Source organism: Paenibacillus sp. P36 (genome assembly GCF_045866505.1).
Taxonomy (GTDB): domain Bacteria; phylum Bacillota; class Bacilli; order Paenibacillales; family NBRC-103111; genus Paenibacillus_E; species Paenibacillus_E chondroitinus.
In genome coordinates, this window is sequence record NZ_AP038372.1 from 2,475,933 (window position 1) to 2,495,719 (window position 19,787).

The following is a 19,787-nucleotide window of genomic DNA, read 5'->3' on the forward strand; positions in this document are numbered from 1 at the left end:
GGTAAGTATTACTAATCATTATAAAAAAGATTAACTACCAAGGAGTGAATTAAAATGAATAGTTCACAAAGAAACAATTACGAACAAAAGATGGATGGACTTCTCCCGCTGGCTATTATTTTCTTTCTTTTAGTTTTTTCTGGGGCTGTTTATTTTTTATTAACGAACCTTTAATGAAGTAAGACGATGGTGTGCAATGGGAAAAAACATATCCGAGAATAAGTAACTTTAAAATTCCACCCACGTCTGACTCAAAAGGAATTGCTTGCAGCATGGAGTCATCACGATTCCGAAATCATCTAATGAAGTTCGTATCGCAGAAAATACGAACCATACAAAGTTCTGTAGTCATTGCAGTGCTTGGTGATCTTGAAGCAGACAACATGATACTTGTCCAATGGGTGGATTCGATAAAAAACAATTCGTTGAAGCCTTCAACGTGCCAGCACGTTATGCACCCGTCATGTTGATAACTGTTGGTTTGGCTACAAAACCTGGACATGCTTTCCAACGTCTTCCTCATGATCAAATCACTGTATCTAATTCTTTCTAATAGCTCTGAACATACAAGGCCCTCATTTATGGGGGCCTTGTATCTTTTGTTTTATTAGTGTGGGGCGCAGTTTTTCAGGGAAGAACTTACCACGAGGCAAATTCATCAGACAACAATTTCGTAAATACCAATGCCAATTAGAATAAGACCTCCTATTGCATTTGAATACCGGCCAAACCATGTTTGAGCGATTTGTTTACCAACACGGACACCTAAGGCAACGGTAAGTAGTGAAAACACTCCGATCGATAAAGTGGTTCCCAAAGCGGATACTCCAGTAACACCAGCGCCAAATCCACTAGCTATACAGTTAAGAGCGAGAGCTAACCCAAGCGTCCAAGATTCTGTCCACGAAATAATATTATCACCATTACGGTCCACCCTAGCAGGATTCTTAAGTAAGTTGGCCAATTCGCTTGATGTTTCAGTTGGTCCATTGCTGTTCATTTCTTTTATGTTTGTTTTTATGCTCCATAAACCAATAATGATAATCATGCTTCCACCAATCCAGTTTGCAAAAGCAGGCGGGATATAATTAGCAACGAGATGCCCAAATGCAATTGAAGCGTAGGCAGATACTATCGACAAAATTGCAATAAGCAGATTGGAACTAAAGGGGATTTTGGTCGAGCGAGCACCAAATGAAAAGCCTATTCCAAGATTATCTAAATTTGCTGCGAGACCGATACCCAAAATGCTGAGCCAATGCATCTATCTCTCCTCCAAACCGGACTTGAATGATAATTAAAGATATGCGGTGGTCTCTTTATAGGTTCCTGCCTATATTACTGATCGAGTTGTGTAAGACGGCGAACTTGGCTCGATTGTTTTTTTCATTAATGGAGATAATGTTACTAATGAAAAAGAGGTGGGTTCATCATGATATATATTTATAATGATTTCGGTGGCACACATACGACATCTTTGGCTGCAGCATATCATCTGAAGAAACTGGACGAAACTCGCAAGCCCACGGAAAATGAAATATTGAATACGCATAATTTCAATAAATTGGTGTACCAGGACAGAGGAAAGCTATACTTCCACGGCAAGGATGAGGATGGTAATAAGGTCTATACAATGGGGAGAGGCAGATCTAAAATCCTGGTTCCCGGCATTTTTAATGTGATTGATATGTTGATGGAAAATGAGCTTCTCAATGAAAAAATTATTTTATCCAATACGTCTCCAACTGTGCCTTTTTCGATGACATGTGGCGGGATGCTGTCACGATGGCTAAAGATTGATTTTTTAGGCGTACCGTTATTGGTTATAGGGGCTAAACAAGCGTATCAAGACATTATTAATCTCGTTCATTATACAAAACAAACGGCACATTCCTCTAAATCACAAATAGTTATGTTAGATAATAAAAATTTCAAATAAAAAGCCTAGCATATATTCGCTAGGCTTATCTGACCGTATGGTATGGATTTTTGACAAGCTTCAACTTTAATGCTCAATTAAATTGATTAGAGGAACTTCTTGCTCCAGTTCTGGTTGATCGAGCGTGTAGACCATGGCCGTCTCATTTTTTTCATCAACCGTTTGGATGTAAATTGGAATTTCGTTAAAGGTCACATTCACCATTTCTGGGGATGAGGCGATTTCTAATGCTCTGGATTTGTTCACTTTAATATTCTCCTTAAGGTAAATGTACAGACCATTTTAGCATGCCCTCAAATCGACTGAATTATAAGGTAACCTCTCCCTTAGTGAACTGTGACTTTTATTTTGCCTGTGATATATTAGTTATGACTAATACTATCGAGGTGTCTATATTGAAATATAAATTTATGATTCTATTAACTGCGGTTTCACTAACACTTTCGGCTTGTGGATCTAAACAAAAAGTTTCTAACGAGGAACATTCCGAAAGCCAAGCTCATGTACATAATGATACGCAAGAGAAAACGGCATCAACTGACGTTTTGCCGACTTTTCTTAGTTCCCAGAGGGAAGAAATTCAAATGGTCTATCAAATAGCTGGTAAATCGGCAGACATTATTAAATGGATACCCTGCTATTGTGGCTGTGGAGAAAGTTCGGGCCATACAAGTAATATGAACTGCTTTATTAAAGAAGTTAATTCAGATGGTTCAGTTGTTTGGGATGATCATGGAACCCGATGCGGTGTGTGTTTACAAATTGCAGTTGAGGCTGTCAAAATGAAACAGGAAGGCAAATCCCTTAAAGAAATTAGAACCATTATTGATAACACCTACAAGAAGGGTTATGCTAAACCAACCGATACACCTTTGCCTGTTTAACGGATTTTACTTGCCTTCTTTTACAAATTGTTCGATCCGGCTCTTAATGGATTCACGCACTTCACGGAATATTGCTGTGATTTCTACTTCCGTCCCAGTTGCTATGGCGGGATCGTCAAAGCCCCAGTGCCATCTTTGAGCCTTATCATTACGGACAACAGGGCAGTGCTCGTCAGCATGACCGCACAATGTAATAATGTAATCAGCGCGACCTAGAAGCTCGTTATCAATGACATCGGAAGTATGGTTCGAGATATCGATACCATCTTCTTTCATGGTTGCTACTGCACGTGGATTTAATCCGTGGGCTTCCAAGCCCGCACTCTTCACTTCGTATTTGTCCCCGCCTAAGACTTTCAAATATCCATCAGCGATTTGGCTGCGGCAAGAGTTTCCTGTGCAAAGAAAATATACTAACGGTTTTTTGTTCTCCATGGTTTCATTTCTCCTTTTGTTTTTATGATCAGCGCGGCGATCACCACAATGACTGCAATCGCAGCAATTAACAACCAAATATTCACACTAGTTGTATGAATAACGTGAAGCCATAAATATAGCCCTATCAGAGTAATCAAAAGTGTTGGGACGGTAAGCATAATTCCTGTCTTAAAATAATTGCCCCACGTGATTTTTACACCTTTCGTAGATAAAACATGCAACCATAAAAGGGTTGCGAGTGACCCAATCGGTGTTATTTTAGGTCCAAGATCGCTTCCGACAACGTTGGCGTAAACCAATGCTTCTCGAATAATTCCATCTGTATTCGTACCTTTAATGGCTAGAGCATCGATCATAACAGTGGGCATGTTATTCATGATGGAGGACAAAATAGCAGACAAGAAGCCCATTCCCACTGTTGCTACAAATAATCCTTGTTCTGCTAAGTCCTCAATCACATTTCCCAGGGCGTCGGTGAGACCGACATTTTTCAGACCATAAACGACGACATACATACCGATAGAGAATATGACGACAGCCCAAGGAGCATCTTTAATCACTCGTTTTGTTTCGATCACTTTACTGGATCTAGCCATCAAAATGAAGACCAGTGCTACGACTCCTGCGATGATGGAAACAGGGATTTTAATAAATCCGCTGCATACATATGCGACGAGAAGGACACCAAGGATAACCCATGACATTATGAACAGCTTAAGATCTTTGATGGCATTTGAAGGTGGCTTTAATTGTTTCATATCGTAATTCGTAGGAATGTCCTTTTTAAAGAAAACGTAAAGGACCACCAGACTTGCGCCTAATGAAAATAGGCTCGTGACAATCATGCGGCTTGCATAAGTGACAAAATCGATGCCGAAGAAATCGGCAGACACGATGTTCACTAAGTTGCTGACAATCAATGGCAAAGAAGTTGTATCTGCAATGAAACCACTTGCCATGATGAAGGGCAAAATCATTTTATCCGGCAGCTTCAACGCTCGGACCATCGCTAATACAATTGGCGTGAGAATTAACGCTGCACCATCATTGGCGAAAAATGCAGCAACTGCCGCTCCTAACAAAATGACATAAACAAACATGAGTCTTCCATTGCCTTTCGCAATTCGCGCCATATGCAAGGCAGCCCATTCAAAAAATCCAATAGTGTCTAAGATTAAGGAAATGAGAATAATCGCGACAAAAGCGAGTGTGGCATTCCAAACGATGGATGTTACCGTCAGTACGTCGTGGAAAGAAACGACCTGGAAAATAAGAGCAAGGACTGCGCCGGCAGAAGCGGACCATCCAATGTTGAGACCCTTAGGCTGCCAAATAACAAAAGTTAACGTAATAAGAAAAATAAGTACCGCAATGGAAGTCATACTTCCTCCTAATCACAACAATTTAGATCTGCACAAGAGATGGTATCTACTTTTTCTTTTTGGGATGGCAGGTGCTGAAAAAATTCGTTCAAAAAGGGTTTATCCCCAATGTTTAGCGAATAAAAAACCCATTGACCCTTTTTGGCCTCTTTTACTAAACCACCGGCTTTCAGTTTTCGCATGTGCTGGCTCACATTGGGCTGACTGGTTTGCAAGAGTTCAACAAGCTCATATACACATAGTTCACGTTCTTTGAGCAGAGAAAGAATCGTTAATCTCATTTTGTCCCCCAGCAGCTTACACACCTCAGATAATTGTTCAATATCGGGCAAAATTACACGCTCCTTTAAATGGGCACATTCAAGCCTTTTAAGAGTTTAATTCCTTTCTTCTGTATGACGTCACGTTGAATTGTAAATGATTATATAATTATTTAGTTATATATAAAAGTTAAGGTTTTGTAAACTCTAATCGATTAAATCAAAATAATTTGATTTAATCCTTGAATATTCCAATTATAATATGTTAAGATCATTTCATCAAATAAAATTGATTTAAGGTGACAGGTGCGATTTTGAGTTCTTATAGTTGCTAAAGGGGAAGTTAAAAATGATGAAAGAGGTTCCTATTTTCTCGAGTGTGGAGAGTCAAGTTGATTTTTCGAAATATGAACTCCAGTTTAAAGCTTTAGCAGATCAGAAACGGTTGCAAATCATGTATGAGCTTACTCAAAAAGGCAGTGTCTGCGTTTGTGATTTGGTTGACATCGTTAACATGCCACAGTCAAAATTATCATACCATCTGAAGATACTGCTTGATGCTAATCTGATCACGAAAGAGACCAAAGGAACTTGGAGTTATTATGAATTAAACCATGCAGAGGTTAACCGATTGCTTTCACCAGAATTATGCTGTATTTTCCGAAAAAACGAAAATCAATCAAGCGGATGTTGCTCGCAGCCCACGTAAGTGGGTTTTTAACTCAAGTATTAATCAATATTTCTTGATATAGCAAAGGAGAGATGACTCATGAGTCAGGTTCAAAATGATGAGGTACGTCAACATGTTCGCAATCGCTATAAACAGATTGCCGTTGAGAGCAATCCTAGTGCAAGTTGTTGCTCCTCCACTTCACTAACAACAAGCTGTTGCAACACTCCTGATGAGGTTTCCTCCAAATTAGGTTACTCAAATGAAGAACTTACTGTTGTTCCAAATGGTGCAAATCTCGGTTTGGGATGTGGAAATCCTCAAGCAATAGCGTCACTAAAATCGGGAGAAGTTGTACTTGATTTGGGCAGTGGTGCAGGATTTGATGTTTTTTTAGCTTCTAGACAAGTAGGAGAAACGGGTAAAGTTTATGGAGTCGATATGACGCCAGAAATGGTTAGTCGTGCACGTCAAAATGCTCAAAGTCATGGATATGAAAATGTAGAGTTTCGTCTTGGTGAAATTGAGCATTTGCCGATCCTGAATGATTCCATTGATGTTATTATTTCAAACTGTGTTATTAATTTGTCACCGGATAAAGAGCAAGTATTCAGTGAAGCTTTTCGTGTTTTAAAACCAGGCGGTCGCTTGGCTATTTCCGATGTGGTAATGACTTCCGAACTTCCAGAAGAGTTAAAAAGTGACCTTCATTCACTCGCTAGCTGCGTATCAGGTGCCTCTACAATTGATGAAGTCATGCTATACCTGCAAAGAAGCGGATTTCAAAGCATTGTTGTTGAACCTAAAGATGATTCTCGAGAATTTATTAAGGATTGGGTGCCGGGGGCTGACGTAGAAAACTATATTCAGTCGGCAATAATCAAAGCCATTAAATAGAAGAAAATTAAAAGCCGTGATCATTATGATTGCGGCGATAATCCATAACTAAGATTCGTGTAAGCTCCACATGAATGCCTCTGCTGCCGTCACTTTAAATATTCCGTTGCACGTTCATTTTCGATTTGGTAATATACAGGAGAATTCAATACTATTATAAAACTGTGGCAACCCATTGTCGGGCTGACCATCCGTATAACGAACGATATGAGACTGCTTACAACGAAACCTTGTTTAATCAAGTTTTTATGTGTTAGTAGGTTATTCATGTCGTTTTTTCTCGTCATAAGCTTGTCAAATTAGGGGGATATAAGCATGCAACGACAACCTAATATTATTTTTATTTTAAGCGATCAGCAACGTTGGGATAGTATGGGGTGTTATGGTCAAGAATTGAATGTCACACCGAATTTGGACAAAATTTCCGAGAAAGGCGTTAGATTTGAAAACGCATTCACGAATCAACCGCTTTGTACACCTGCCCGAGCATGTCTTCAGACTGGAAAATATGCTACAGAGACTGGATGTTATACGCTAGATATCGCCTTACCGTTTGATGAGAGAACTTTGGCCCACAACATGTCTGATGCAGGATATGAAGTCGGTTATATCGGCAAATGGCACTTATCCTCCACGAATGAATCTTATGCTGCACCTACTAATCGTCCAGGTCAGCAGGAACCGTTTGAATGTGGAACTTCGCCAATCCCACCTGAAAGGCGCGGAGGTTACAAAGACTACTGGCTTGGGGCTGACCATCTAGAAGAAACCTCGAATGGTTATGGCGGTTATATGTATGATGCAAATATGAAAAAAGTCTTTTTTCCTGAAGGTATGTATCGAGTCGATGCACAAACTGATTTTGCGCTGGATTATTTGAGGACGCGGACGATGGAGAAGCCATTTTTTCTCTTTCTGTCTTACATCGAACCGCATTGGCAGAATGATCAATCTACCCACGATGCTCCGATCGGAATGGAGGAGAACTTTCAGGACTACGTTGAGCCAGGAGATCTCGTAGGAACTAAGGATGAAGCAAGTTGGTTGAAGGACGGTTGGAGGAAGGAATACCCACGCTATTTGGCCTGTGTACACAGTTTGGATCAGAACATTGGGAGAATTGAGGAGGAGCTCAATCGGCTAGGAATGGCAGAACATACGATTTTAATTTTCACAAGTGATCATGGTTGTCATTTCGGAACGCGAAATAAAGGGGCGAAGGATACATGTCATGACGCTTCGATTCGGATACCTCTTATTGCACATGGTCCAGGCTTTACCGGCGGTCGAGTGATCAAAGAACTTGTTAGTCTGATCGATCTTCCTCCTACGATTATGCAAGCAGGTGGAGCTACTCTGCCTTTAGATATAAAGGGACTTCCACTGCAGCTCCTCATTGAGGGGAACGCCGATCAATGGCCGGATGACGTTTTTTTTCAAATTAGCCCTGGCATTATTGGACGCGGAATACGAACGGATCATTGGAAATATGCGGTTAAGGCTCCTAATCGGGATGGCTGGAATGCTGCGGCTAGTGAGATTTACGAAGAAGACTTTCTTTATGATCTTGCGTCAGATCCGCATGAGCGGCATAATCTTGTGGATGACCCTGCCTATTTGGAATTGCGTGCTGAAATGGCCTTTCGGTTAAAAAAGCGTATGGTACATGCAGGAGAACATGAACCAATCATTACAACACGTTCGAGATAAGGTGTCAATTGGCACCCATAACCTCTTGCTTGACGAGATTTGTTAAACAAGAGGTTTTTTGTAGTTGTCTTATTGACTAAATTATATTATTACGTATTACTCCCTATTTATTGGATTTTTAATTTTATCCATGTATAAATCAAAATATAATTTGCCATTCGTCCCCTTTACGGCGTAGCATACTTCTCTTAGAGTCAATTTTCTTTTTTCTAATTCATTATTTATCCAAGATTCGGAGATCTGATTTTGTTCTAAATTTTCATGAACCATTATACCATCCATGATCAGTTCAACTGGAAATGTCGTTTTCGTCTCTTTTTGTCCATTAAATCTGGGTATATCCTTCATTAGAACCTGGCGAAATTCAGGTTTTTTTAATACGGATAATCTTCCATTTAACTCAAGAACCGCGAATTCAACTTCCTGAATATCAAAAATATCCTTCTCCCGTAATTCTTGATTCAAAGTATCCAATGTAAGATGCAGCTTTCTTAGATTATCTTCAAGAATTTTTCCATTTTCAATAACAATTGTGGGCCGGCCAGACAGCCATTTCCTTGACTTCCTGCTTTTTAATGAGATGAATGTGACGATAAATGCAATACCACTGAATAACAATAGGGAGGCTAAAAGATTCCAATGATTTATTTTTGTGTTAAATGCTAAGTTTCCAGTAATTGCTCCTAATGTTATTGCGGCTACAAAATCATGAAAAGTCATTTGTGAGACTGTTTGTTTTCCCAATATCCTAGCAACGATCATAATAATAATAAATGCCGCAATCGTTCTTATGATAACTTGAATGAATTCCTCCATATTCTTCCCCCTATAAGAATAAATTCCCCAATTTTCCCATGAATTATTTCATTTATTTATATTGTTTTTTTGTCGTAATTCACTCAGATTCTTTCTGCACCAGCACTTTAAAGGTGAATGCTACGGGGGAACAATAGTTGAAACACCGAATGGTGTGACGCGCTGTAACCCTTCACTGCACGACGGGCAAATTAGTTAAGTTAAAGTAACTAAGTAACAATAATATCACTACTTTTTGGAACACTGGATATGGTGTATTCTAAAATCGATGATAAATGAAGGAGGCCATCCTATGCAGTATAATAACTTGTCAAAAACAAGTCTTAAAGTTTCCAAGATAAGTCTTGGAACCATGATGTTCGGAGGGCAAACAAGCGAAGCTGATAGTCTTAAAATCATGGATTACTCATTTGAGCATGGCATTAATTTTTTTGATACTGCAAATTCGTATAATCAGGGTGAAAGCGAAAAGATCGTCGGCAAAGGTCTCAAAGGGAGGCGTGATGAGATTATTCTTGCGACAAAGGTACGCGGATCTATGGGTAAAAACCCTAATAACGCTGGATTAAGTCGCCGAAACATTCTATCTGCTGTTGATGCTAGCTTAATGAGATTGGATACTGATTATATCGACATCTACTATATGCATGCGCCAGACAACGATACAAGTATCGAAGAATCACTTGAAACGATGTCATCTTTGGTAAAAGCGGGGAAAATTCGATATATTGGTGTCAGCAACTATGCCGCTTGGCAAGTCGCTGATATGTTGTCTATCTGCGACAAACGCAATTATATCGCACCCATAATCACTCAGAATGTCTATAACCCTATTACCCGCGGCATAGAAACAGAACTCGTTCCTTTTTTAAAAGCGCATGACGTGGGCATGGTCATCTATAACCCTATTGCCGGGGGGTTACTGGCCGGTAAACATAAGCCGGGTCAGCCTGCGGAAAATACTCGATTTGCCAATAATCAAACATACTTTAACAGGTATTGGTCAGATGAGAATTTTGCCGCAGTAGACAAGCTTACTCAAATTGCTGCGGAATGTGGATTGAGTATCCTGCAACTTGCGATGAAGTGGTGCTCCGCGCAAGAATCCGTAACGAGTATCATCTCTGGAGTAAGCCGATTAGCCCAAATCGAGCAGAATATTGCGTCGATTGAGGGGCAACCGCTGGATGCCGAGACTCTGTTGAAATGCGAAGACGTATGGCGTTCATTAGCAGGAACACGTTTTGGATACAACCGATAAGTAACCCGAATTTTAATATTACTGAAAAAATAAGGCGGATCGGATGATCACGCCTTATTTCTATTCTCGTTGTGCCGATCGCCTCTGACTATCGCTTTTTGATATGATATCCGAGGATTCAGCTGCCATTTGCTCACCTAACGGGCAGATTAATTCAAACAAAAAGGGTCTTGTTACAGGGAGTTTAATAGTTAAATGATAAAGAAGAAATGGAAATTCAATGATTCGGAGAACACGGCTGTATTATCAATAAGAGAAGTTGTATTTAATAAAAATCCAATATTAGTTGTTCAGTTGTGATTCCATATTGTAAAATCACACCGAATTTTAACAGGGTTTTAAGAAAGTTGTTCGATGGCGCTCCATGTCTTCGGCACCACGGATGCCATATAGACGTTCCTAGCCAAGGCATATTTCTGCGCCACCCGCAGTACCTCATCTGCGCTCACCGCCTCTACTTTGGCTACGAAAGCATCAACATCAAACTCCAGTCCATACAGTGTGCTATAACTCAGAGAATCATTTTGAGTGAGCACATCATCCATACCGATTGCCAGCTGTCCGGTCAAACAGGCAATGGAGCGGCGGAGCTCCGCAGCACTGACGAGACTTGTCTCCAGATCCGCCAGGTGCTTAAACAGAATTTCTCTTCCCTCTTTTACGTACGTTGCCGGCAGTCCTATATATCCCAAAAGGTAGCCGCGGTCATGAAAAGACTCGTAATCCACATCGACCGCATACGCGAGTCCCTTTTCTTCACGAATCTCATCATACAAACGAGAAGACGTATTTCCATGAGCTCCTAAAATCGTGGCAATAACTTCAAGCGCCGGCTCATCACCGCTCGCATAACCTGCTACCGGAATTGCCCATGAAATATGCGCCTGTTTGACGCTTCGTTTGACAACCGCCTCTTTTTGTTGCAGATCATATTCACGCCTCTCCTGCTCGGCACGATCCTTCGGCTGATGAACTTTTAGGCGTTCCAAATAGGAGAGCACCGCAAATTCATCAAAATTGCCCGTCGCTACAAAGATCACAGCGCCTGTGTGATAGTATGCATTATAAAACTGAAGGAGATGTGAGCGCTTGATCTTCCGCAGGCTTTTCTTAGTACCCAGAAGCGAGCTTCGCTTCAACAGACCTTCGAGCACCTCGCCGGAAACCGAAGACGGTTGATCGGCATACATATGAATTTCTTCGATGATGACCTGTTTTTCTTTTTCGATTTCTTCTTCCGGGATCGCCGGCTGCCAAAAAAAGTCCGATAGAAGATCAAGCGCCTCCATGCCGTACTTGCTTTGCACCTGGATGTAGTACTTGGTTTCATCCTCCGAGGTATAGGCATTGGGAAGCGTGCCGAGGTCCGCTGCGTCCTGGTTAATCTTTTTTGCCGTTTTCGTGGCGCTGCCTTTAAAGAGCATATGTTCGAGAAAATGAGCAGTCCCGGAAGGGAAGCCTACTTCCATGTTGCATCCTGCTTTAATCGCGTAGGCAAAGACCGCACTGCGCGAGGTCGAATCTGGCTTCAGCACGACTTGTAAATGATTTTTTAATGTCATGATCTCCATGCGCAGATCCCCCTTTACTTTTTGTATTATGAATTTTCTGGAGGAAACCTTCGTATCTGGCTTTCATGCTAATATATATCTATATTACACTATTTTGGTTCATACCTGTAGGAGCGTTGGTATGTTCGAGTCGAATGAGGAAATCAGGATCATGCACTCTTCAATATAGATGTTACAAACGTGTAATAAAGGTAGGATTCATGAATTCCAAACTGATTATGAGCGTTTTTGGGTTATTTAAAGATATGATGAAGTTATCAGGAGAGTGCTTGTCCGTTATAGGGCATTTGTAAATGATGAGTTAGAGCAATCAACGGATTGCTTTATTATCCTTAAGGATACGAGAACTCCATGAAACCAGACTGCAGCACAGTCTAATAAGCTAAAGGGCAGTGTAGCGCGGTATCAAGATTCGTGTTTGGGTAGGAAATACAGTAAGTCTGTAGAAAAAATTTTATCTACTAAGAGGGGGGGATATCTTGCTAAATCAGACAGCATTTGAAGTGATGATGAAATCTGGGTGGAGCCTTAGTCGAAAAATAAGTATTAATCACTATGAACAGGCATTGAAGAATGAGCTGTACATTTTCTATGAACATGCTGCTGTATTTTTATCACAGTTTGGGGGCTTGAAGTATTGATTCCCCCTTACAGAGTCTCCGAGCAAACTGATCGAATGCATTTTGACCCACTACGTGCTATCAACAATATCTATAGAGAGCGTGTAGAAGTGTACGAAGAGCAAATATTTGAATCTCTTGTGGTCATTGGTGAAGCATATTCAGAACATTTAACCTTGATGATATCGGAATCAGGAAAGATTTACGGGGCATTTGATGATTATTTAACTTTGCTTGGTTGTAACTATTATGAGGCAATAAATGTATTATGTTCTGGTAGTGAGACAGTACAATTAAGCCCATGATCGCTCAACTAACTGGGAACGTTAGTTGAGTAAATGTAACAAGAATGAAATCTTATTTTCATATGGCTTTAATGAATCAAGCCTATAATAAAACTGACCCCCTTTAAAATATAAATAGTTATAACCCACAGCCCGTTGCTGTGGGTTACTTTTTTGTTCATTAAAGTAAAGGGCACGATAATTTAACCAGATGTTGAATTTTTAAAGCTCAAAGGTCAGAACATTAAAAGGAGCATTATGAATTTATACCTAAAAATTGCCCTTGGATTTCTAATTTTATTGGTTATATTAGCTCTGATCTACGGTAAGAAAGAAATTGATGACTCAAATGCAACAGATATTTCTTTAAGTGATGATGATACATCAACCGATGATTAACACCTTAGTTACTCAACTAGCGGGAAACTATAGTTGAATAAAGGCACCGCGGTAGCCGTCCATGACGATCGGCTGCCTTTTCCATGCTAACGGGAGGATAGTTAAATTACTTGACGAATACCTCAAATATGGAAAAGTATCAAAGAGGGGAAATACTATGACATCATATAAGATTAGACCATATTTGAGTTTAATAGGATTTTGTATACTTATTTTCACGATATTGGTTAATATCGCTTTTAGGTTAGCAAAAGACCCAGGTTCAAAAATGCTTTTATCAACTTTTAGCGCAGTCTTTTTAGTCTTTACTTTACTGTGGGGGATTATGGGTGGTATTGAATTAATGACACTAATCAAAAAAACAAATAGGATGAAAGCCGATTATAAAAATGAACAAATTAGCAGAGAAGAGTATCGTAGAGGAATAAATAGTCTTATAGTTTGTTTCCTTGTAAATGTAAGTTATCTTATTATTTTTTCATTTCAACTTTGGTATGTTATCTGTAATTGGGATATGTTAAATGTATAAATTCACAAAAAGCTCTCGTCGAATCATTGTAAAGCATTAAGCTCCCTCGGTAACCTTAGTTGTCAGTACTTATAAATGAATTATTATTACAAGACTATTTTAGCTAATTAGAATATCCATCCTTCAGATAACGGCGTATCCACGCTGCGCGCTTAAGGCTTCTCGGACTGCCCGAGGCATTTCGTGGATATTATCCCAACCTCGTTACGCTATCGGAAACAATAATTCAAAACAATACTACGGCAGCTGATCAGTTGGCAGGAAAGGGAGACTAATGCCTCGAATTCATTTTAAAAAAGGTGTGGACATTAAGATCGATGATGATTCCGCAGGTTACAGGGGGGATTTTCGATTATGCAAGAGCCCGATAAAATTTATAACACTGCGGTAGAAGCCACTCTTGAAGTGATCGGAGGCAAGTGGAAGCCGGTTATTCTATTCCATCTAACATTCGGAAAAAGGCGTAATGGAGAACTGAAGCGCCTGATGCCTGCCATGACGCAGAAGGTGCTGACTCAGCAGCTAGGAGAATTAGTAGATGATGGAATCGTGATACGTATTTCTTATAACCAAGTGCCGCCAAAGGTCGAGTATGAGTTAACGGACTACGGCTGGAGCCTGAAAGAAATCCTTCATCTTATGTGCAGATGGGGAGATACGCATATCGAAAAGGTATACGGCGATAGAGGAACGGTCTTATTTGAACCGCCGCAAACGGACGAATAGGATAAATAAAAAAACGGTCCCTATTAATAAGGAACCGGTATCCTCAATTTATGGAATGATCTTGCGTTGACGGAATTGTTCAAAGATGTCCATAAACATCTTTTCCGTATCGACGAATTCATGGAAGCCGTAACGGCGAGATTTCGAGCTGTCCGAGAAAAAGTCATAATCCCAAGAGAACACGAAGTCCCCGAACCGCCAGGAAGAAACGTCCTCATAGGTATTCCTCATTAAATCATATTTCTCCACCATGGAGTTCCATAGAACTTCCTTGTCAGCCATGACTACCTCTAAAGCCATCGGTAACGGAGGGGCGGTCTCGATTTCGAAAAAGTCCGCGATTTTCGGCCAAAGCTCATTCCATCTAAACAAGTCGCCGTTCGTAATGTTAAATGCCTGGTTCGCGCAACGTTCATCAGTTGCCGCCCAGACTGTTGCGCGAGCCAGTAAGTTTGCATCGGTCATTTCTAGCAGGCTGTTATACGCACCAGGCTTCCCTGGAAAACGAAGCGGCAGACCCAGTTCCTTTGACATGGAAGCATAGATCGCAATAACCATCGCTAGGTTCATTGGATTTCCCAATGCAAACCCACTAACGACTGACGGGCGAAGGGCCGACCAGGTCCACTCAGTTCCCGGCTGACGTTGTTCAAGGAATTGCTGTTGGTCGATATTGAATTCGGGAGGCATATGGTTGGCATCCGTCTCCCGTGCCGGTGTTTTAAATGGACCGAGATGTGCGCCGTACACTTTGTAGCCTTGCATTAGACTGATGTGCGCAAGGTTTGGGGCGATCGGTTCGATCACATTGACCACATTTACAAGCATGGCTAAATTAGGCGGAACCAGTTCGGCCCATGTAGGGCGATCTTGATAAGCAGCATAGAAGATATGTGTGACCGAGGTTAGATTGCCCAGCTTCGCCAAGGTATCCTCTTCATTTAGAAGGTCTGCCGCCACATATCGTAACCGATCGCTGTTCACACCGCCACGTCTCGAAACACCAATGATATTCCATTCAGGGAGTGTTATCAGGTAATCGATCAGATTCCGTCCGATCACTCCGTTTGCTCCAACGACAAGAGCGGTTTTACTTGCTTTCATTTCATCTGGTTTCATAAGGCATTCCTCCTTCTCTTATAGCGTTTATTATGAATGGGAGGAGAACTGAAGAAAAGTACGCACTTTCAACTCACATAGTTACTTGAAAGTAACAATTAGGAAATAAATCAGGGATTTATTATCGGAGCAGGTATCGGCGCGGCAACCGGCCATGATGATTGGCTGCTTTTTCCACGCTAACGAGGTTATTTAACATGGAAACAAAAGAGGCTCCTAGGAGCCTCTTTTGTTTGTTTTATTGTCGTTAATAAAGATTTTTGGTGATCTTTTGAGTTAAATATGCAATTTTCTGTCCCATGGCAGCATCATCAATTGCCGCAAGCTTTTCAGGCTTAAACAACTGAAATTTCTTTAATTGATAATAATCAGTCAAAATCTGCTGAACCGTCAAGTGATTCGTCATGAGGTATTTTACGTTGAACATGCCACGAAGAATCTCATCTTGAGCAATAAGCAACCTGCCGCTAATTTCATTGAAAATCCCTTTTTGAATGCCTTCCGCATAGAAAGCCAATAGATACTGTTCTCGGCGCTTCATCGCTTCATTAAATCGATCGTACCATTCGGGATAGCTGGTTTCGAGTTCTTTTATAAAAATGTCCGTGAAATATTCGACAAGTGATACGGACTGCTCAAATATTTGCTGAAATCGGGCGCCGAAACTTTGATCCGAATCAACGTGGGAGCTGGTCAGCTCATTCATATATTCAATAAAACCGGCTACGATGAAACCGATTATTTCTTCTTTTGTCGAAAAGTACTTGTATAAGGTTGCCCTGCTAACCTCCATTACTTTGGCGATTTCCTCCATCCGTATGGATTGAAGCCCATTCTTTCGCAAATAAGGAATCAGCTTCATAACGAGCTTAGCCCGGATCTCATGCTTTTTATCTGTGTTCAAATCATTACCCCCTCGCATTCATTATACCTGTTATTCATAAAATATCATACACAGATTACAAAGTAGACATAAAACTCATTTATTGTTTATTTTGTAGAAAGTGTATGATATGATGATCAGCGTAGGTTATTTAACAAAAAGAGAGGTGATCTATCATGAATACAAGAAAGCTGGGTAATACTGGACTTGATGTTTCTTCGATTGGATTAGGCTTGATGGGGATGTCACCAGGCATTTACGGCACGATTGATGATGAAGAATCCATCAAGACCATTCACCGCGCGCTGGATCTTGGTGTGACACTGCTGGATACCGCCGATACGTACGGAAACGGGCATAATGAGGAACTTCTCGGCAAAGCGCTTGAGGGTCGTAGAGAACAAGCGATTGTTGCTACGAAATTCACATTTGGACCGAATTGGGAGTTCATCGGTGGGCACCCGGATTACGTAAAGAAAGCAATTGATGAGAGCCTCCGTCGTCTTAATCTTGACTATATCGATCTTTACTACCAGCACCGCGTCGATCCCAATGTACCTATTGAAGAGACGGTGGGGGCAATGGCTGACCTCGTTAAGGCTGGTAAGGTGCGATATCTTGGTCTTTCGGAAGCAGATGCTGCGAATATTCGCAGGGCGCACGCCGTACATCCAATTACTGCACTTCAAACGGAATACTCACTTTGGAGTCGTGATGTTGAAGAAGAAATCATTCCTACCGTCAACGAACTGGGAATCACGTTTGTTGCGTACAGCCCTCTAAGCAGAGGTTTTATTACCGGTGAACTTCGTAAATTTGAGGATTTGAAAGAGGATGACATTCGCAGAAATCTACCGCGTTTCCAAGGGGAGAACTTCCAGAAAAACGTTGATGTCGTCGACAAACTAAACGAAATCGCCAAAGAAAAGAATTGTTCCATTGTGCAGCTGGCAATAGCTTGGACAATAGCAAAAGGTGCGTTGCCGATTCCCGGAACAAAACGCCGCAAGTATCTAGAAGAAAATACTGCAGCAGTCGATATTGTACTTACTTCTGAGGATCTAGCACGCATTGATGCCGTTAGCCCAAAAGCATTCGGTGGACGTTATCCAGGAATGTAATACAATCGGCATGTTGTAATACATTATTTGTTAGTCATGATTGAGCTAACTGAGAACATTTAAAAGAGGAGCCTGCATCGCGGCTGCTCTTTTTTCATATTAAGTAATTTACTGCAACAAAAGTTCTAAAACTTCCAACTGGGAAATTTAAGGAAAATTTAATAAATACCCCACTTTTTTATTAAACAGTTTATCTTATATTTAATGAGCTTACTTAACATATCCAGAAATAGGTGGTTCATTATTGAGAATTTCCTCGGAAGAACGCAATTAGGTTTCATGTTGAAAAGAATAATTAAAGGGCTGGATGTCATTATTTTGTTGCTGTTGTTCATCTTAATGATCACCAGTATATTCTGCATCTATAGCGCAACACAGACTCAACCAGACTATTCCCAATCCTATATTAAAATGATGTATTATTACGGGTTTGGGTTTATTGTCTTATTTATAATGCTATTTTTTAACTACAAGCTCTTATTGCGCTTTTCACCGATGTACTATTTCATTGGGGTGGGACTGCTGGTTTTATTGTTTTTTAAAGGGGATACGATCAACAATGCTCAGGGGTGGTTCATTCTTCCTGGTGGGATTGGCTTTCAACCAGCAGAGCTTTGTAAGCTCATTTTAATTTTGTGTTTATCGTACTTTCTATCTAAAAGAAAAGTCGAGACGCTTAGCGTTTTTAAGGAAATACTTCCAATGGGTTTTATAACATTAGTTCCTTTTCTCTTGGTTCTCATGCAACCAGACCTCGGTAACTCCATCGCGTATTTGGTTATTTTTATTGTGGTTTGTTGGTTCGGGCACATGAACTACAAACATGCTTGGATAGGTCTAGTCATTATGATAATCGTAAGCTTAAGCTCCATCTGGAGCTATATCCATTACCATGTGGAAATAAAAGAATTCATGGCATCCAAACATAAAGAGTACTGGTTGGATAGGGTGGATGCCGTCCTTTTACCAGAACTGGCTTCTGAAAAAGCAACCTATCACATGAAAAAATCGGTTACAGCAATCGGATCAGGCTCGCTAAAGGGAGATGGCTATCTTCAAGGAACTTCAGTCCAGAGTGGTCAGGTTCCATACACCTATGCAGATTCCATATTCGTTGTAATCGGAGAAGAATTTGGATTTATAGGAGCATCGGTGCTGCTCATCCTTTATTTTGTTCTCATTTATCGTATGATCATTATCGCACTAAGCATTCGCAGCCAAACAGGCATCTACATCATTGGTGGGATTTCCGCTATGTTTTTGTTTCAAGTTTTCGAAAACATCGGGATGCTGATAGGTATCATGCCAATTACGGGCATCACCCTTCCTTTTATCAGCTATGGAGGCACCTCGCTGTTGATTAACATGGTATCGATAGGCTTTGTTCTAAGTATAAAAATCTATGATGACATAGATATTGATGATATTGACGTTTCCTATGATCGCAAGCCATATTCCATGGTCCAAACTGGCATCTGATCGCCTGGGTTCATCACATTGTACACATTACCGGACCAGGGTGTGCCGCAGATGTGCAGATAGGCGTAAGGTGTGCCATCGAACATCACCCAGGCGCCTGCGTCTCTGACGGTGTTGGGCAGTCCGGCATTCTTGGCGTCAAAAGGCCAAATGATCATCCAGTGCGGACCAATCGGGATTGGCAGGCTTGTTGTATCAAACGGATCAGTGTTGCTATGCTGCGTGGCACCGCACAGCATATAGATGAGGCCAGGAGCCATGTTCGTGGGTTGCGGCTTCTTGGCCTTGAGATCCATGATCCATTGCAGTCCCATTGGATCGGCGCACATCGGGGGATTGCCGATCTGGTTCTCATCCCCGGGAAAGCATATCCAATGGTTAGTGCCTTGGCGTAGGATGATTAGTCTTCCATCCGCATTCATTTCCGCAACGGTTGCATCTTTAGTGATGTGCCGTGGGCCAGAAAGCATCGCCCTCGCTATTTTAATGGCGAGGGCTTGTTCCTGTTTCGATGCAGGGACCGATTGTCCAGGCGGCATCATGGCAATTGCGCTGTTGCTGTAAGATCCAGAGGCTCCTTCTTTAAGTGGAGCATGAGGTGTGGAACTAATTTTTACTTCCTTCGCTGCTTTCGTTTGGGACCCCACTACAGATGACTTTTTCCTTCGCTTGGCCATTTCTTTCTCCTCCTATTTAAATGATACATTCTATGCTGTCATTTCTTAAGAAATGTAAATCTGAATCGACATCTATTTTGGAATGGAAAATTATGTTGTGGGAAATTATATGGGCAGGAGGT

General features: G+C 41.0%; 22 protein-coding genes. 12 read left to right on the top strand and 10 right to left on the bottom strand.

Annotated elements, in window-relative coordinates; all coding sequences use genetic code 11:
• Positions 1–658: 658 nt before the first annotated feature.
• Positions 659–1,264: a manganese efflux pump gene (locus ACKTT9_RS11275; protein ID WP_407871614.1), complete on the bottom strand. Its 606-nt coding sequence runs from the start codon at positions 1,262–1,264 to the stop codon at positions 659–661.
• Between the two features lie 168 nt (positions 1,265–1,432).
• Between ACKTT9_RS11275 and ACKTT9_RS11280 the strand changes: the two genes are divergently transcribed.
• Positions 1,433–1,939 carry a DUF3189 family protein gene (locus ACKTT9_RS11280; protein WP_407871615.1) on the top strand — a complete coding sequence of 169 codons (507 nt, stop codon included), beginning with the start codon at positions 1,433–1,435 and terminating at the stop codon, positions 1,937–1,939.
• A 66-nt stretch (positions 1,940–2,005) separates the two neighbouring features.
• On the opposite strand, the gene ACKTT9_RS11285 is transcribed toward ACKTT9_RS11280, so the two are convergent.
• Positions 2,006–2,185 carry an H-type small acid-soluble spore protein gene (locus ACKTT9_RS11285; protein ID WP_407871616.1) on the bottom strand — a complete coding sequence of 60 codons (180 nt, stop codon included), beginning with the start codon at positions 2,183–2,185 and terminating at the stop codon, positions 2,006–2,008.
• 149 nt (positions 2,186–2,334) lie between these two features.
• Here ACKTT9_RS11285 and ACKTT9_RS11290 point away from each other — a divergent pair, with 149 nt between their 5' ends.
• On the top strand, positions 2,335–2,823 hold the full coding sequence (locus ACKTT9_RS11290; protein ID WP_407871617.1) for a PCYCGC motif-containing (lipo)protein: 489 nt from the start codon (positions 2,335–2,337) through the stop codon (positions 2,821–2,823).
• Positions 2,824–2,829: 6 nt separating this feature from the next.
• On the opposite strand, the gene arsC is transcribed toward ACKTT9_RS11290, so the two are convergent.
• The 3 genes from arsC to ACKTT9_RS11305 are packed head-to-tail and all read right to left on the bottom strand — an operon-like array spanning position 2,830 to position 4,975.
• On the bottom strand, positions 2,830–3,258 hold the full coding sequence (arsC, locus tag ACKTT9_RS11295; protein ID WP_407871618.1) for an arsenate reductase (thioredoxin): 429 nt from the start codon (positions 3,256–3,258) through the stop codon (positions 2,830–2,832).
• Positions 3,237–4,643: an arsenic transporter gene (locus tag ACKTT9_RS11300; RefSeq protein WP_407871619.1), complete on the bottom strand. Its 1,407-nt coding sequence runs from the start codon at positions 4,641–4,643 to the stop codon at positions 3,237–3,239. Before ACKTT9_RS11300 ends, arsC begins: the two co-directional genes overlap by 22 nt.
• Positions 4,644–4,651: 8 nt before the next feature.
• Positions 4,652–4,975: an ArsR/SmtB family transcription factor gene (locus ACKTT9_RS11305; protein ID WP_407871620.1), complete on the bottom strand. Its 324-nt coding sequence runs from the start codon at positions 4,973–4,975 to the stop codon at positions 4,652–4,654.
• Between the two features lie 280 nt (positions 4,976–5,255).
• Here ACKTT9_RS11305 and ACKTT9_RS11310 point away from each other — a divergent pair, with 280 nt between their 5' ends.
• The 3 genes from ACKTT9_RS11310 (at position 5,256) to ACKTT9_RS11320 (ending at position 8,180) form a co-directional block, all read left to right on the top strand.
• Positions 5,256–5,612 carry an ArsR/SmtB family transcription factor gene (locus tag ACKTT9_RS11310; RefSeq protein WP_407873014.1) on the top strand — a complete coding sequence of 119 codons (357 nt, stop codon included), beginning with the start codon at positions 5,256–5,258 and terminating at the stop codon, positions 5,610–5,612.
• A 60-nt stretch (positions 5,613–5,672) separates the two neighbouring features.
• Positions 5,673–6,470, top strand: a complete 798-nt coding sequence (locus ACKTT9_RS11315; protein WP_407871621.1) for an arsenite methyltransferase — start codon at positions 5,673–5,675, stop codon at positions 6,468–6,470.
• Between the two features lie 315 nt (positions 6,471–6,785).
• Entirely contained in the window at positions 6,786–8,180 is a 1,395-nt protein-coding gene (locus tag ACKTT9_RS11320; protein WP_407871622.1) for a sulfatase-like hydrolase/transferase, read from the top strand.
• 96 nt (positions 8,181–8,276) lie between these two features.
• Here ACKTT9_RS11320 and ACKTT9_RS11325 read toward each other — a convergent pair whose 3' ends face one another.
• Positions 8,277–8,996: a DUF421 domain-containing protein gene (locus ACKTT9_RS11325; RefSeq protein ID WP_407871623.1), complete on the bottom strand. Its 720-nt coding sequence runs from the start codon at positions 8,994–8,996 to the stop codon at positions 8,277–8,279.
• Between the two features lie 292 nt (positions 8,997–9,288).
• Between ACKTT9_RS11325 and ACKTT9_RS11330 the strand changes: the two genes are divergently transcribed.
• Positions 9,289–10,257, top strand: a complete 969-nt coding sequence (locus ACKTT9_RS11330) for an aldo/keto reductase (RefSeq protein ID WP_407871624.1) — start codon at positions 9,289–9,291, stop codon at positions 10,255–10,257.
• A gap of 338 nt (positions 10,258–10,595) precedes the next feature.
• Here ACKTT9_RS11330 and ACKTT9_RS11335 read toward each other — a convergent pair whose 3' ends face one another.
• Positions 10,596–11,828 (bottom strand): M16 family metallopeptidase, encoded by a 1,233-nt coding sequence (locus tag ACKTT9_RS11335; protein WP_407871625.1) that lies wholly within the window; start codon positions 11,826–11,828, stop codon positions 10,596–10,598.
• Between the two features lie 479 nt (positions 11,829–12,307).
• On the opposite strand from ACKTT9_RS11335, the gene ACKTT9_RS11340 reads away from it, so the two are divergent.
• From ACKTT9_RS11340 to ACKTT9_RS11355, 4 genes are all read left to right on the top strand, one after another.
• Positions 12,308–12,469 carry an SUKH-3 domain-containing protein gene (locus tag ACKTT9_RS11340; RefSeq protein WP_407871626.1) on the top strand — a complete coding sequence of 54 codons (162 nt, stop codon included), beginning with the start codon at positions 12,308–12,310 and terminating at the stop codon, positions 12,467–12,469.
• Positions 12,466–12,753, top strand: a complete 288-nt coding sequence (locus tag ACKTT9_RS11345; RefSeq protein WP_407871627.1) for an SUKH-3 domain-containing protein — start codon at positions 12,466–12,468, stop codon at positions 12,751–12,753. The genes ACKTT9_RS11340 and ACKTT9_RS11345 overlap by 4 nt, the downstream gene beginning before the upstream one ends.
• A gap of 535 nt (positions 12,754–13,288) precedes the next feature.
• Positions 13,289–13,660, top strand: coding sequence for a hypothetical protein (locus ACKTT9_RS11350; protein ID WP_407871628.1), 372 nt, complete (start codon positions 13,289–13,291; stop codon positions 13,658–13,660).
• 354 nt (positions 13,661–14,014) lie between these two features.
• A complete protein-coding gene (locus ACKTT9_RS11355) occupies positions 14,015–14,386 on the top strand; it encodes a winged helix-turn-helix transcriptional regulator (protein WP_407871629.1) in 372 nt (123 codons plus the stop codon).
• Positions 14,387–14,434: 48 nt separating this feature from the next.
• Here the strand turns inward: ACKTT9_RS11355 and ACKTT9_RS11360 are convergent, their stop codons facing one another.
• Positions 14,435–15,505, bottom strand: a complete 1,071-nt coding sequence (locus ACKTT9_RS11360; RefSeq protein WP_407871630.1) for an SDR family oxidoreductase — start codon at positions 15,503–15,505, stop codon at positions 14,435–14,437.
• A gap of 247 nt (positions 15,506–15,752) precedes the next feature.
• Positions 15,753–16,409, bottom strand: coding sequence for a TetR/AcrR family transcriptional regulator (locus ACKTT9_RS11365; protein WP_407871631.1), 657 nt, complete (start codon positions 16,407–16,409; stop codon positions 15,753–15,755).
• A gap of 155 nt (positions 16,410–16,564) precedes the next feature.
• Between ACKTT9_RS11365 and ACKTT9_RS11370 the strand changes: the two genes are divergently transcribed.
• Both ACKTT9_RS11370 and ACKTT9_RS11375 read left to right on the top strand, forming a co-directional pair.
• Complete coding sequence (locus tag ACKTT9_RS11370) at positions 16,565–17,509, top strand: aldo/keto reductase (RefSeq protein WP_407871632.1); 945 nt, start codon at positions 16,565–16,567, stop codon at positions 17,507–17,509.
• Between the two features lie 279 nt (positions 17,510–17,788).
• Positions 17,789–18,988 carry an FtsW/RodA/SpoVE family cell cycle protein gene (locus tag ACKTT9_RS11375; RefSeq protein WP_407871633.1) on the top strand — a complete coding sequence of 400 codons (1,200 nt, stop codon included), beginning with the start codon at positions 17,789–17,791 and terminating at the stop codon, positions 18,986–18,988.
• Here ACKTT9_RS11375 and ACKTT9_RS11380 read toward each other — a convergent pair.
• Positions 18,946–19,665: a hypothetical protein gene (locus ACKTT9_RS11380; RefSeq protein ID WP_407871634.1), complete on the bottom strand. Its 720-nt coding sequence runs from the start codon at positions 19,663–19,665 to the stop codon at positions 18,946–18,948. The two genes, ACKTT9_RS11375 and ACKTT9_RS11380, sit on opposite strands and share 43 nt — an antisense overlap.
• Between the last annotated feature and the right edge of the window lie 122 nt (positions 19,666–19,787).

Bases quoted from the DNA above. Each gene is read 5' to 3' on its own strand.
- ACKTT9_RS11275 (WP_407871614.1), bottom strand. From the start codon at position 1,264: ATGCATTGGCTCAGCATTTTGGGTATCGGTCTCGCAGCAAATTTAGAT.
- ACKTT9_RS11280 (WP_407871615.1), top strand. From the start codon at position 1,433: ATGATATATATTTATAATGATTTCGGTGGCACACATACGACATCTTTG.
- arsC (WP_407871618.1), bottom strand. From the start codon at position 3,258: ATGGAGAACAAAAAACCGTTAGTATATTTTCTTTGCACAGGAAACTCT.
- ACKTT9_RS11300 (WP_407871619.1), bottom strand. From the start codon at position 4,643: ATGACTTCCATTGCGGTACTTATTTTTCTTATTACGTTAACTTTTGTT.
- ACKTT9_RS11310 (WP_407873014.1), top strand. From the start codon at position 5,256: ATGAAAGAGGTTCCTATTTTCTCGAGTGTGGAGAGTCAAGTTGATTTT.
- ACKTT9_RS11315 (WP_407871621.1), top strand. From the start codon at position 5,673: ATGAGTCAGGTTCAAAATGATGAGGTACGTCAACATGTTCGCAATCGC.
- ACKTT9_RS11320 (WP_407871622.1), top strand. From the start codon at position 6,786: ATGCAACGACAACCTAATATTATTTTTATTTTAAGCGATCAGCAACGT.
- ACKTT9_RS11325 (WP_407871623.1), bottom strand. From the start codon at position 8,996: ATGGAGGAATTCATTCAAGTTATCATAAGAACGATTGCGGCATTTATT.
- ACKTT9_RS11330 (WP_407871624.1), top strand. From the start codon at position 9,289: ATGCAGTATAATAACTTGTCAAAAACAAGTCTTAAAGTTTCCAAGATA.
- ACKTT9_RS11335 (WP_407871625.1), bottom strand. From the start codon at position 11,828: ATGGAGATCATGACATTAAAAAATCATTTACAAGTCGTGCTGAAGCCA.
- ACKTT9_RS11350 (WP_407871628.1), top strand. From the start codon at position 13,289: ATGACATCATATAAGATTAGACCATATTTGAGTTTAATAGGATTTTGT.
- ACKTT9_RS11355 (WP_407871629.1), top strand. From the start codon at position 14,015: ATGCAAGAGCCCGATAAAATTTATAACACTGCGGTAGAAGCCACTCTT.
- ACKTT9_RS11360 (WP_407871630.1), bottom strand. From the start codon at position 15,505: ATGAAACCAGATGAAATGAAAGCAAGTAAAACCGCTCTTGTCGTTGGA.
- ACKTT9_RS11370 (WP_407871632.1), top strand. From the start codon at position 16,565: ATGAATACAAGAAAGCTGGGTAATACTGGACTTGATGTTTCTTCGATT.
- ACKTT9_RS11375 (WP_407871633.1), top strand. From the start codon at position 17,789: ATGTTGAAAAGAATAATTAAAGGGCTGGATGTCATTATTTTGTTGCTG.
- ACKTT9_RS11380 (WP_407871634.1), bottom strand. From the start codon at position 19,665: ATGGCCAAGCGAAGGAAAAAGTCATCTGTAGTGGGGTCCCAAACGAAA.